The following is a 13,347-nucleotide window of genomic DNA, read 5'->3' as shown; positions in this document are numbered from 1 at the left end:
CACACGATGGTGAGACATTGAACATAACACTAATGAGTTATAGAGATTTATCCATGAAGAATCTAGAAGAAGATAATTTTACTGCATTCCTACATCCTAATACTACTAAAATAGCTTTTGTTTATAATAACAAGCCTATTATTACATACAATCTTGATGACATAGATACGAGAAATAAGTAACCAGCCCCCTACATTCTTGAGAAAAAGGGCAAGCCCCTATCCCTATAAAAAGGAGATTAAGGCTATTATTTTAATCTGTTAGTCTACCAGGATATATGTAAGCGTCAACTAAAGGGCTTTATATTTACCGCTTACAATGAAAAAATAATAGTAAGAAACAAAAAAACTTTGGAAGATAAGAAAAAGCTTCTTTGGGAAATTCATAATGAGACATGCGGCTGGGGTACAAATGAATTATTGATGAATAAACTTTGCCAAACATTGACATCATGGCACTTGAATCACATGGATGAAACTATTACAAGACTTGCAGAAGCATGTGATTATGATGAATTAGTTGCTGCTGATGAAAGACCTGATTACTTTGATATCACATCATTTGATGAAATTAAGAACATCGCCAACGGTGGTTTATGTGTAACTAAAGTTTCTGATTTACCTAAAGAAATGCAAGATGTTACAGATTCACACGCAGGTGTTTCATTTGGTTCCTTTGTTGAATATTTTATTGAATACATTAAATATTTGGCGAAGGCTGGTAAGGATGTACCTTTTACGGCAGCAGATTTATCTAGTATGAATTATTCATATAAGGACGGAACCATACCATTCAGTGTAGACACTGTTAAGATGTTGTATGGTTTGTATACATATGACAGCGCGTCTAACAAGGAATTATCAGACCACATTCACGAGTTCCAGTATATCGAAGAAAATCGTGATTTATTGGCTAATGGTTGGGAGACACTTGATGAGCTGATGGATTAAGTAAGGTGTAAAGAGGTGTAAAAAGATATACTGTTAGATTTTGGTGGGCTTCGTAAATTCTACGAAGTCTTTTTTTATGCCTTGTATAATATGTACATGCTTTGAGTTACAAATATTAGTTTTCATGCAGTATTAGAAAGCGAGGTATTTAAGATGAAAAATATAAAACCTAGGGAAATGGCTATCAAAAGAACAGGCAGAAGAGCATATGAAATCAAAACAAAACTTTTTGATGAAGAAGTTGTGGACCAGGAAACAGTTGATAAAACACTAATTGATTTGGTTGATGTGTCCATGGGGCAGTTGAAAAAGCAGGATCTTATACCAGCTGATGCTGAAGTGACAAAATTGCAATCAAGTCAGTTGGATGATAACAATGTGCTGATATCAATCATGTGGGATACAACCATGAACAAATCGTACATTATTTGCGATACGTTGGATGCTGTAATAACAACCGCCAAGGAAATGAAGCCGGTTTCAAATATCTTTGAAAATCAAAATCTAACAGTTTACAAGAATCAGGTAAACAAAGATTATGCTATCGGCTTTACATTGCCTAGTGATAAAGAACAATTTAAAAATGTAAAGGCGACCTTGATTCATCTCTGCGATTATAACGACATCCATGTGCAGGAATTTGTTAATTTCGCGCCAGAGCATTTAGCTGAGCACGGCGAACTGATTTGTGATGATTTGTTTATGCTTGCGGGTATATAGAAACGATTGATATATGAAAGGGGAACGAAAATGCCAAATATTATTTTAGGTCTTTGGTTTTGGCACGAAGCTAATATGGCAAAAGTTCATCATCAAATGATTGAAGATGCCCTAATGGGCATATCTTTTGATAGCTCAGAATCCCATGCCACTCTGAGAGAAGATTATCTTCCTAAGTTTGCCGATGAAGAAGTCTGGGGAGAATTGTTTCCGCCGGAGCCAACTTTAGCATTTTTTTTGTGGGAACTGTTGATGGAGATAAGGTTAGATTTGAGAAGGTGTATTGAGTAATAAACGTGTTCCTTCATCTGTGACACTGTAGTATTTTTTTGTCTCAGTATGGAAGAATTTGTGTATGAAAAAATATGGTCTGAACTTTCAGAGGGGGATAAGAAAGTAATTCGAGTCATTGCTAAGAACGGTGGCACAATGAAGACGAAGGATATTCAGGAAGCATCAGAAAACATGAATGGAGGTATAAAAATGCAGCAGGAGAAATCTACAATATCAGAATTAATAATGGATGATGCTGATGCACCATACACTGAAGAAGAGTTGAGAAAACTGGGGTATAAAATCGAAAAAGACATATACTCTGAGAAATACAATATCAAGGGGAAGGTAATAGATTATTTTTTTGTTACCAAACTTTTCTTTGAATATGAGGGAAGAAAAATTGAGATGGGTATTCAAAGGAATATCTTGAAAAGGGAAACATATGAAGAAGTTGGTCTGAAAATAATGGAAACCTATATTTCTAATCTCGCCTTACACAGAGTTAGAAAGATGCAACTTCATTTCTGGTATATAGGAGAGTATGAGGGTAAAGGAAAAACATACAAAAGAGCCCATGGAATTGTCTCTGGTAGTGACAAGTTTACCGATTCAATGGACATAAATACTTCTTCAGTTCAGGCAGTTCATATTGAAGCTGGTGAACTTGTAGTGACAACAAAAAATAGTGTCTATTATTGTCCACTAGAGTATTGCAGATTTGATAAGCAGGATGAATTTCCAGACATAATACCTGAGTATGAAAAAATAAAGGAACAATATAAAGGGAAAAGAAATTATCCATCTATAGAATCAGGAAAGGTACTTCTAGTGTTGGTAAATTTCTGTGAATTTTATTTTCATTCTCTTCATTATGTCCCTTTAGATTCAGAGGATGGCACGACCATTGAAGGCATTGCTGCTCCTAATATAGGAATGTTTCAGGATAGTTATTTAATCCAGTCATATGAAGAAGATTTAGATCACAGGATAGATATTAGATACTTTCCACATTTTCAAAATATTGAATTTTATAGTGAAGAAACAGATGGTTGCCCATTATATATTGAAAACATAGGTGATGTTGTGATTTATGCGAAGACACATTGTGGAGTTATTAAGCTTGAGCCTGGAGACAGAAAAGAAGTAATCAGAGAAAATGCAGAGAAAGAAATTCTGGTCCTTCCAAATGGAGATTTGTATCCGGCAAGAGTAGAGGAGTAACAGGAATGAATTTATATATAAGCGATATCCACTTTGGACATAAGAATTTAATTATGTTTGACAAAAGACCGTTTGCTGATGTGGAAGAAATGGACAAGACCATCATTAAATTGTGGAATCATCGAGTAAATCCGGAAGATGATGTTTATATTGTTGGAGATTTTTGCTATAAAAGTGCCAACTCTCCTGAATGGTACCTGAAGCAGTTGGCAGGGCATAAGCATTTGATAAAAGGAAATCATGATGGAGTCATTCTTGAGAGTCCAGAGGCTATGAAATATTTTGAGTCAATTGATAAATTAACTCATGTTTCTGATGGAGACAAGCAGATAGTTTTATGTCATTATCCTATGGCTGAGTGGTACAAGTCGCGCCATGGCTCTTGGCATATTTATGGTCATATACATGGAAACAAGACAGATTCCTTTGAATTCATGAAGACCAGGGAGCACGCAGTAAATGCAGCAGCATGTATTAATAGATATACACCGGCTTCAATGGATGAACTAATCATTAATAATAATATTTTCAAAGAAGATGCTGAGAAGGAAAAGGAGTTTTTTCTTCAGGATGAAAATAAAAAGGCTGAAATGCTAAGAAATATAAATCAAAAGGTGGGTTTTGATGTGTTGGATAAAGAGGCCTGGAAGGCTTTTGTATTAAGTGATGAGGAAGCTCATGAGAGGGATAATGTACCTTCCCCTTTGGAAGAACTTACTCTGGAGGAGCTTATGTTTCTTAGGTATTATGAGAGGACTTTGGAGTAAATGCAAAGCAGATATATTGTTGAAAATGACGAACAAATAGCGAACGTAAATAGAACATACGTATTGATTAAAGCATGATAATATGCTAAAATAGGCACATCAAGAAAGACAGTAAAAGACCTCAATAAGTGTTATAATCTGTATTTTTCTTTGAAATTTCATGATATACTAAAGGAGAAATACGAAGTGGGTCGCAAGGATGATTTAACCAAAAATTACATGAAGAATCCGGAGATATTTGCGGATTTCTTTAACGGCCTTATTTTTGATGGAAAGGAACAAATCGATTGGAGAGAATTGAAAGAAATTGATTCTTCTTCCATTTTAGATATTCCAGTTCCACAATGTGGTAAAAGTCGAACAGCACAAAAATATCGTGACATAATTAAAAAAGCAATAATAATGCGTGATAAAAATATGTATTATGTCATGCTGGGAATAGAGAACCAGTCAGATGTTCACTATGCAATGCCGGTTAGGATTATGTTATATGACGCATTAACATACCACGATCAGGTACAAGAAATAGCCAACAGAAATAAGGATAAAAGCGTTTGCAAATCAAATGAATACTTATCAGGGATATCGCTAGAAGACAAACTTTATCCTGTTATTACAGCTACTTTATATTGGGGAAAAGAAAAATGGGATGCCCCTACTTCACTGAAAGAAATGTTGCAGGAATATGATTTTAAGCTAGATAAATATATTAATGATTACAATATCAATTTATTATCTATAATTGATTTAAAAACTATTCCAAACTTTAAAACAGAACTTAGATTATTATTTGCCCTGTTAAACATGAGGAATGACGGTGCGGGTATGAAAGAACTTGTATCATCTGATAATAGATTTCAACATATTAGTCGAGAAACAGCAGAGTTGATGAGTGATTTCGCAAGTATTAAATTACCTAAGAAACAAAAGGAAGGTGACTATAATATGTGTAAAGCTGTATTGGAAATAAAGAATGAAGGAATAGCAGAGGGAAGAGCAGAAGGTGATTTGGCTCTAACTAACGCAATTAAAAATCTCATGGATAATATGAACAAGGATTTTGATGAAGCATGTAATTTGCTAGGAATAAATGATGAAGATAGAAATAGATATAAAGCATTGATGTGACAATGTAGGTATCATTATTGTCTGATTTATAGCATATACTAGATAATCTTGGCGGATAATCAAATTTATTTGGGTTTGATTATCCTTTTTTATACCATTAATAGTATGGAGGATAGTTAAAATGATATATCTCACAGGTGATACTCATCGTGATTTTGCACGGTTTGATAAAGATATATTCCCAGAACAAAGGGAGCTTACAAAGGATGATTATGTAATTATCCTTGGAGATTTTGGTGGTGTCTGGGATTCAAATTATCATAAGAAAAATTATAAGGAAATATTAGGCAAAGATTTCGATTGGTCGAAAGAGCCAATTAGTGAAAAGATGCTTCTTGATGAGTTGGAGAAGAAAAATTTCACGACTCTTTTTGTTACTGGCAATCATGAGAATTATGACAGACTTCGCACATACCCTGACAAGGAATGGCATGGTGGAGTTGTGAAAGAAATTAGGCCATCAGTTTTACTTTTAAAGAGAGGATATGTTTTTGATATAGATGGTTACAAATGCTTCACTATGGGTGGAGCTAGAAGCCATGTCCTCTATGAGCAGATTACACGAATAGATTATCGCCCATCTGCGGAGAATAGTGCGTTTAATTCATAAGACGATAGTAAAAACTACTAGATTTTTACTAACCGTCCCCTATTTCTACCGAAAAACATTGTGATTTGCCCACCTCCACTATAAAATAGTGGTAGTGATTTATTTGAAAGAGAGAATGTTATGAGTTTTGTACATCTTCACACCCATACAGAATATTCACTTCTGGATGGTTCCAATAAAATAAAATCCTACGTTAAAAAATGCTTAGACATGGGCATGACCGCTGCTGCCATCACAGACCATGGCAATATGTACGGCGTCACTAAATTTTATGACGAATGCATGGCTCAGGGCTTAAAGCCTGTAATCGGTTGCGAGGTTTATGTGGCACCAGGTTCACGTTTTGATAGAGAGCAGGTAAAGGGTGAGGATAGATACTATCACCTTATTTTGCTTGCAGAAAATGACTTGGGCTACCACAACCTTATGAAAATTGTTTCTATAGGATATGTGGATGGCTTCTATTATAAACCTCGTGTTGATTTTGCCACATTAGAGAAATATCACGAGGGACTGATATGTCTTTCTGCCTGCCTTGCTGGAGAGGTTGCCAGAGCCTTAGACAGAGGTCAGTATGACGAGGCCAAATCTGTAGCATGCAAATACCGTGATTTATTTGGCGCTGAAAATTACTTCCTTGAGATGCAGGACCATGGCATCGAAGAACAGAAAAATGTTAATCAGGGGCTGATGCGTCTCTCAAAAGAAACAGGTATTCCTCTTGTAGCCACAAACGACTGCCATTACACCGATAAAGAAGATGCATATAGTCATGACGTTTTGCTTTGCATCCAGACTGGCGCAAAACTAGATGATGTAGATAGAATGCGCTTTGCCACAGAGGAATTCTACGTAAAATCCGAAGAAGAAATGCTAGAGCTATTCCCTTATGCCAAGGAAGCAGTGTATCGCACACAGGAAATAGCTGACAGATGTAATGTGGAAATCAAATATCATGTGGCAGGTCTTCCACCATTTGATGTTCCAGAAGGCTACGATACCTGGACTTACCTGAACAAGCTTTGCTTTGATGGTTTGAAGGAACGCTACGGGGCTGATGCTCACCTTTATGAGGACCGACTGAACTACGAGCTTAACACCATCAGGGAAATGGGCTATGTGGAATATTTCCTTATCGTATGGGATTTCATCAACTATGCCCGCACTCATAATATCCCTGTTGGTCCAGGTAGAGGCTCTGCCGCAGGCTCACTCATCAGTTACACTACAGGCATCACAGATATAGACCCAATGAAATACAATCTGGTATTTGAGCGTTTCCTTAATCCGGAGCGTGTATCCATGCCCGATATAGATACCGACTTCGACCCTGAAGGCCGCGAGGAGGTTATTGAATACGTCCGTCGCAAATACGGTGACGATTGCGTAACCCAGATTGTTACATTTGGTACACTTAAGCCAAAGAGCGTTGTGCAAGATGTGGGTCGTGTAATGGGACTTCCTATTCCATATACTAATAGCATCAAAAAGCTTATACCAGATGTTTTGCCAAATGGTAAAAAGGTCACAATTGAGACAGCCTTAGAGCACAGCGGCGAGCTGAAGGCTATGTATGAGTCAGATGACGAGATTAAAAAGCTTTTAGACATCTGTAAATCATTAGAGGGACTTCCTCGTAACACAGGTGTACATGCAGCAGGTGTTGTTATCTCAGGCAAACCTACCGATGAATACATGCCGCTTGCCTTGGGCAAAGGCGATGTCATTATCACCCAATACGAAAAAGAAGTAATTGAGGCCATTGGTCTTCTAAAAATGGATTTCCTTGGCCTTCGAAACCTTACTGTTATCAATGACACACTAAAGCAGGTTGAGAAAAACCACGGCATTAAAATCGACCTTCACAAAATAGACTACAACGACAAAGGGGCTATGGAGCTTTTCGCAGCAGGTAAAACAGATGGAGTATTCCAGTTTGAGTCAGGCGGCATGAAAAATCTGCTTAAGCAGCTTAATCCAACTCAAATCGGAGATTTGATTTTGGCCAATGCCGTATATCGTCCAGGTCCAATGGACTTTATACCACAGATTATCGAGTCCAAGAACACAGGTAAAGAGTCTCCATTCATTCAGAAATTCCCACTTCTTAAAGAAGTGCTTGATGATACCTATGGTTTCCCTGTTTATCAGGAACAGGTTATGCAAATCATGACTACCTGCGCTGGCTACACCATGGGGCGCGCCGACAATGTCAGACGAATGATGAGTAAGAAAAAGGTGGATAAGCTGGCAGCGGAAAGACCTGCTTTTGTGCAGGGGTGCTACGAGAAAAATGGTATTTCCAACCAGGATGCAGAATGGTTATTTGATCAATTGATGCCATTTGCTTTGTATGGATTTAACAAGTCTCATGCAGCAGCCTATTCGTATGTAGCTGTACAGACTGCATATTTGAAAAAGTATTATCCGCTTGAATTTATGGCTGCCCTCATGACATCCGTTCTTAACAGCAGTACGAAAATCGCAGAATATATCGCCACCTGCCGCGAATCAGGAATAGAGCTACTACCACCAGATGTTAATTATGGAGAAGCAGATTTTGCTGTGGACAATGGCAAAATCCGATACGGTCTGTCTGCTATCAAATCTGTGGGTAGCAACACCATCGCCGGCATTATCGAGGATAGAAGAATAAATGGGCTCTACAAGGATTTGGAGGACTTCATTGAAAGAGTGCTCAAATACGATGCCAATAAACGTACAGTAGAAAATCTGATTAAGGCAGGTGCCCTTGATTCTTTAGATGGCAATCGTCGCCAGAAATGTATGGTCTATGAAGAAATCATGGACTCAATAAACAAATCAAAAAAGAACTCAATCGAAGGCCAAATGTCTTTATTGGATTTTTTTGATGATGAGCAAAAGGAAGCACTAAAGATCAGTCTTCCAAAGGTAGAAGAATTCCCAAGGGAGATGTTACTTGGATTTGAAAAAGAGCTTATGGGCATATATGTAAGCGGTCATCCTCTTGATGAATTTATTACATTACTTAAAAAGAATGTTACTGCCCACGCTATTGAGTTTACCGTTGCCTCCGAGGATTCAGACGAAGCAGCATTTGATGATATGTCAGAAGAAAAGTCTGCCACTGTGAAAGATGGCCAGGAGGTTGTGGTAGGTGGAATCATTGCAGAAGCAGTACTTAAATATTCTGCAAAGGGAAACGCCTATGGCAACATAACCCTAGAGGATTTAACGGGGTCGGTAAAGATACTTGCCTTTGCCAAAACCTACGAACGAGTTCGTCCATTGCTTGTAGAGGGTAACAAGGTCTTTGTTAAAGGCCGTGTTCAAAATGATGGAGAGCGAGAAGCAATCATTATGTGCGATGACGTTAAAGCTTTTGATGATTGTGGTCGTGAAGTATGGATACAGTTTACCAACAAGGCAGAATACGAAGCCAAGGAAAAGCAACTTTTAGATACATTACATGATATGGATGGTAATGATGGCATTGTCATATTCCTCAAAGAAGGAAAGGCTGTGAAAAGAATGGGGCCTAACTTTACTATTAGCGCTTCAAAAGATAATCTTGAGCAGTTATATTCCAAGTTTGGTAATGAAAATGTAAAGGTTTTGGACAAAAAAATGGAGTTTGCAACAAGAAAACGATAAAATTTTAACAAAGTACACAGTTAGTGCATATTATCTATTGAAAACGTTGCCAAAAGAGGCTAAAATATATGCGGATTGTTTGAAGAGGGATACAATTAGGAGGAATTTTTAAATGGCAGATCAGGTTAAGACTATTGGTGTCCTTACCTCAGGTGGTGACGCACCTGGTATGAACGCAGCTATTCGTGCTGTTGTTCGTCAGGCTATCGCTAGAGGTAAGACAGTTAAAGGTATCAGAAGAGGTTATGCAGGACTTCTTGCTGGTGAAATTATAGATATGAACGCACACAGCGTTTCAGAAACAATTCAACGTGGTGGAACTATTCTTCAGACTGCACGTTGTTTAGAGATGCTCAATCCTGAATATCAGGAGAAGGCAGCTATGAAGGCTAGAGAAGCAGGTATCGATGGACTCGTAGTTATCGGTGGTGACGGTTCTTTCATGGGAGCTCAGAAGATTTCTAAATTCGGAATCAACACTATCGGACTTCCAGGTACTATCGATCTTGATATTGCTTGTACAGAATATACAATCGGTTTCGATACAGCTGTTAACACAGCTATGGAAGCTATCGATAAGGTTCGTGATACATCTACATCACATGAGCGTTGCTCTATCATCGAGGTTATGGGGCGTGGAGCAGGTTACATCGCTCTTTGGTGTGGTATCGCAAACGGTGCTGAGGACGTTTTACTTCCAGAGAGATATGATTATGATGAGCAGAAGCTTGTAAATCACATCATCGAAGGCCGTAAGAAGGGCAAGCAGCACCACATCATCATCAACGCTGAGGGTATCGGACACTCAACATCTATGGCAAAGCGTATCGAGGCAGCTACAGGTATTGAGACACGTGCTACTATTCTTGGTCACATGCAGCGTGGTGGTTCACCTACATGTAAGGACCGTGTATATGCATCTACAATGGGTGCTATGGCAGTTGACCTTCTTTGCGAGGGCAAGACAAACCGCGTTGTTGGTTATAGACACGGTGAGTTCGTTGATTTCGATATCGACGAGGCACTTGCTATGCACAAGGATGTTGATGAATACCAGTACCAGATTTGCAATTCGTTGAACAATGATTACAAGTACACAGAATAATCAAATAAAAAACATCATAGCACTTAACAAAAAAGCCAGAGAGCGTAAAGCTCAAAGGCTTTTTGTGGTTGAGGGGATTCGTGCTGTAGCTGAGGTTCCAGCGCAGCTTTTGCATGCAGTTTATTATGTGGAGGGCTTTGGCGGCACTTCAGATGGACAGGCATTCATAGCCGACATCAATTCAAAGGCTCCATCTGCAAACATTGAAGAGGTAGCGAAATCCGTATTCAATTCTATGAGTGATACTGTCACTCCCCAGGGAGTGCTTGCCTTGGTTAAAATGCAGGATTTCACTCTTTCGGATGTGCTAGGTGTTTCAGCTAATCGACCTGCACATATTGTTATCATGGAGTCACTTCAGGATCCCGGAAACATGGGCACCATCATTCGTACAGCAGAAGGAGCAGGAGCCACCGGTATCATAATGAACACCACTACTGTAGATATTTATTCTCCAAAGGTAGTGCGCTCTACCATGGGAAGCATTTTTAGGGTGCCTCATATCATTGTTTCCGATTTGGGTGATACCATTGAAAAATTAAAAGCAGACCATGGAGTTCATGTCTATGCAGCTCACTTAAAGGGAAAGAAATTCCACGACGAGTTTGACTATACTGGTCCTACTGCATTTATGATAGGCAACGAAGGTAATGGACTTACCGATGAGATGGCAAGTCACGCTTCCTCATACTTGAAGATACCAATGGAGGGGCAACTGGAGTCTCTTAATGCATCAGTGGCAGCCAGCATATTGATGTACGAAACACAACGCCAAAGGAGATTCCAATGAAAATATGGTTTAAATCATGGAAGGACAACCATCTCCTTCACGACCTCGTAGTTGAGGATGACTCAGATGAGACTCGTACCCACAAGATTTTTAATGCGGTAGACAAGGCCTGCTATGAGTTTGACACCAGTAAACCAGTCTGGCTAGATTCCACCATACGTGAATTTAAGCGTCACGGAAAGGCTAGATTTACTCAGGATAATTTTGTGGATGAGATTCCATTCGACTACCTTGAAATACATGTGTTGGATGAGGATTAATGCTGATATTTAATAAAGAGTTAATAAAATTTTCCTCAAATTTATGATATTATATATTTGAAGAAAATAAACGGGGAGGTGATCCATTTGGACATGAGTATGTTTCCGGATGACGGCGTCAATTCCTGGAATACTGTCATGCTGCTTTATGAGTCAGCCATCAAAAAGTTTCGTACCAAAGTTGAAATTCTTAACGATGAATTCCAGCAGGTACATCAATATAATCCAATCGAATATATAAAGACCAGAGTAAAGACTCCGGAGAGCATTGTCAAAAAACTCAAGAAAAATGGTTACGAGGTTTCAATCCCTAGCATGATTGAACACTGTAATGATATAGCTGGTGTACGTATTGTATGTTCATTCACATCAGATATTTATCAGATAGCAGAAATGATTGGTCGCCAGACAGATGTCACTGTAGTTTCCATCAAGGACTACATCAAAAATCCAAAGGAATCCGGTTATAAGAGCTATCATATGCTAGTAACTATTCCTATCTATTTGTCAGACAAGACAGTAGATACAAAGGTTGAAATCCAGATTAGAACCATTGGAATGGACTTCTGGGCCAGCCTTGAGCACAAGATTTACTACAAGTTTGAGGGTAATGCACCTGATTACATCAGTAGAGATCTTAGAGAATGTTCAGAAATCGTTTCGATGATGGACACAAAGATGCTTCAACTAAACGACGCCATCATGCGTACCAAACTAGAAGAAGCAGAGCGAGAGCGTGAAAACCGTACCGTAGTTAACGGATGGCAGGAAAGAGTTGTCGAAGGAAATACTGTTTAAGGTTTCGCTCATAAATCGAATATGTTATCATAAACACTGTCGTATTTTTCGACAGTGTTTTTTTATGCCCGTAAAAGATTATAAATAGCTGGTAGGCTACAAAACATGGACCTCTTAAGCCGAACATCTAAGAGAGGCGTAGAGGTCCATGGTTTGTAGCCGTAACCAGCGAGCCAAAACCTAAAGGTAAAAAAACACAAGGGCATAGACAAAAGGAGGAAATATGTTAGAGATTATAAAAGCGGTTTTATTTGGTATCGTGGAAGGCATAACAGAATGGCTTCCAATAAGCAGTACAGGTCACATGATTCTATTGGATCAGTTTGTAAAGCTTGATGTATCTGAAGAATTTTACAGCATGTTCCAGGTAGTAATTCAATTGGGAGCTATCCTTGCGGTAGTAATCATTTTCTGGAATAAGATTTGGCTATTTGGCAAGAAAGATAATGCGGCACCTTTGAGCAATAAAGGTATTGGTGCATGGATAAAAAAAGATATATTTGTTCTTTGGTTCCATATTTTGGTGTCATGTGTACCAGCGGCAATTGTAGGTCTGCTTTGGGATGATTTGTTTGAAGCACTTTTCTATAACCCAACCTGCGTGGCTATTGCACTTATCGTTTTTGGTATTGCTTTCATCGTGGTTGAGACAAAGCATTCAGGCAAAAATTCAAAGATAAATACAGTTGCAGACATTAGCTATATGACAGCATTTTTAATTGGTATGTTCCAGCTTATCGCAGCCATTTTCCCAGGAACATCCCGCTCAGGAGCTACAATCGTAGGTGCACTTATAATCGGTGTTGCCCGTACAGTTGCAGCGGAATACACCTTCTACCTTGCAATTCCAGTTATGCTGGGAGCCAGCTTACTCAAGATTTTAAAGTTTGGATTTAGTTTTACAGCAATGGAAGCAGCAATACTCATCGTAGGCATGGTAGTTGCATTTGCAGTTTCAATGTTTGTAATTAAATTCCTTATGGATTACATCAGAAAGCATGATTTCAAAGTATTTGGATGGTACAGAATTGTACTTGGAATCATCGTACTCGTTTGTGGATTTGTAGGAATAATTGGATAAGATAA

14 protein-coding genes are annotated in these 13,347 nt (G+C 38.5%); all 14 read left to right on the top strand.

Translation table 11 applies throughout. The features are described from left to right. On the top strand, positions 1-182 hold a 182-nt coding region (locus BLV53_RS17240; protein WP_207646217.1), incomplete at its 5' end, for a hypothetical protein. 168 nt (positions 183-350) lie between these two features. After that, positions 351-950 (top strand): hypothetical protein, encoded by a 600-nt coding sequence (locus BLV53_RS14285; protein ID WP_090302060.1) that lies wholly within the window; start codon positions 351-353, stop codon positions 948-950. 153 nt (positions 951-1,103) lie between these two features. Further along, complete coding sequence (locus BLV53_RS14280) at positions 1,104-1,670, top strand: adaptor protein MecA (protein ID WP_090302058.1); 567 nt, start codon at positions 1,104-1,106, stop codon at positions 1,668-1,670. 30 nt (positions 1,671-1,700) lie between these two features. Beyond that, positions 1,701-1,961, top strand: a complete 261-nt coding sequence (locus tag BLV53_RS14275; protein WP_090302056.1) for a hypothetical protein — start codon at positions 1,701-1,703, stop codon at positions 1,959-1,961. A 60-nt stretch (positions 1,962-2,021) separates the two neighbouring features. After that, positions 2,022-3,167, top strand: coding sequence for a hypothetical protein (locus tag BLV53_RS14270; RefSeq protein WP_090302054.1), 1,146 nt, complete (start codon positions 2,022-2,024; stop codon positions 3,165-3,167). Between the two features lie 5 nt (positions 3,168-3,172). Then, positions 3,173-3,934, top strand: coding sequence for a metallophosphoesterase (locus BLV53_RS14265; protein ID WP_139298975.1), 762 nt, complete (start codon positions 3,173-3,175; stop codon positions 3,932-3,934). A 186-nt stretch (positions 3,935-4,120) separates the two neighbouring features. After that, positions 4,121-5,062, top strand: coding sequence for an Rpn family recombination-promoting nuclease/putative transposase (locus BLV53_RS14260; RefSeq protein ID WP_090302052.1), 942 nt, complete (start codon positions 4,121-4,123; stop codon positions 5,060-5,062). A 121-nt stretch (positions 5,063-5,183) separates the two neighbouring features. Next, a complete protein-coding gene (locus BLV53_RS14255) occupies positions 5,184-5,672 on the top strand; it encodes a metallophosphoesterase family protein (protein WP_090302048.1) in 489 nt (162 codons plus the stop codon). 120 nt (positions 5,673-5,792) lie between these two features. Continuing rightward, positions 5,793-9,308 carry a DNA polymerase III subunit alpha gene (locus BLV53_RS14250; RefSeq protein ID WP_090302046.1) on the top strand — a complete coding sequence of 1,172 codons (3,516 nt, stop codon included), beginning with the start codon at positions 5,793-5,795 and terminating at the stop codon, positions 9,306-9,308. Positions 9,309-9,420: 112 nt separating this feature from the next. After that, entirely contained in the window at positions 9,421-10,413 is a 993-nt protein-coding gene (pfkA, locus tag BLV53_RS14245) for a 6-phosphofructokinase (RefSeq protein WP_090302045.1), read from the top strand. Next, a complete protein-coding gene (locus tag BLV53_RS14240) occupies positions 10,391-11,203 on the top strand; it encodes a TrmH family RNA methyltransferase (RefSeq protein WP_090302044.1) in 813 nt (270 codons plus the stop codon). The genes pfkA and BLV53_RS14240 overlap by 23 nt, the downstream gene beginning before the upstream one ends. Then, a complete protein-coding gene (locus BLV53_RS14235; RefSeq protein ID WP_090302042.1) occupies positions 11,200-11,463 on the top strand; it encodes a hypothetical protein in 264 nt (87 codons plus the stop codon). Before BLV53_RS14240 ends, BLV53_RS14235 begins: the two co-directional genes overlap by 4 nt. Positions 11,464-11,556: 93 nt before the next feature. Continuing rightward, positions 11,557-12,261, top strand: coding sequence for a GTP pyrophosphokinase (locus BLV53_RS14230; protein ID WP_242879115.1), 705 nt, complete (start codon positions 11,557-11,559; stop codon positions 12,259-12,261). A 223-nt stretch (positions 12,262-12,484) separates the two neighbouring features. Further along, the gene (locus BLV53_RS14225) at positions 12,485-13,342 is read left to right on the top strand and encodes an undecaprenyl-diphosphate phosphatase (RefSeq protein ID WP_090302040.1); all 858 of its coding nucleotides are present in this window, start codon (positions 12,485-12,487) and stop codon (positions 13,340-13,342) included. Positions 13,343-13,347: the final 5 nt, after the last annotated feature.

The organism is Pseudobutyrivibrio sp. ACV-2 (assembly GCF_900107545.1).
In the GTDB taxonomy this organism is placed as follows: Bacteria; Bacillota; Clostridia; order Lachnospirales; family Lachnospiraceae; genus Pseudobutyrivibrio.
The sequence above is the reverse complement of the archived record's forward strand: the minus strand, read 5'-3'. Positions and strand labels throughout refer to the sequence as shown.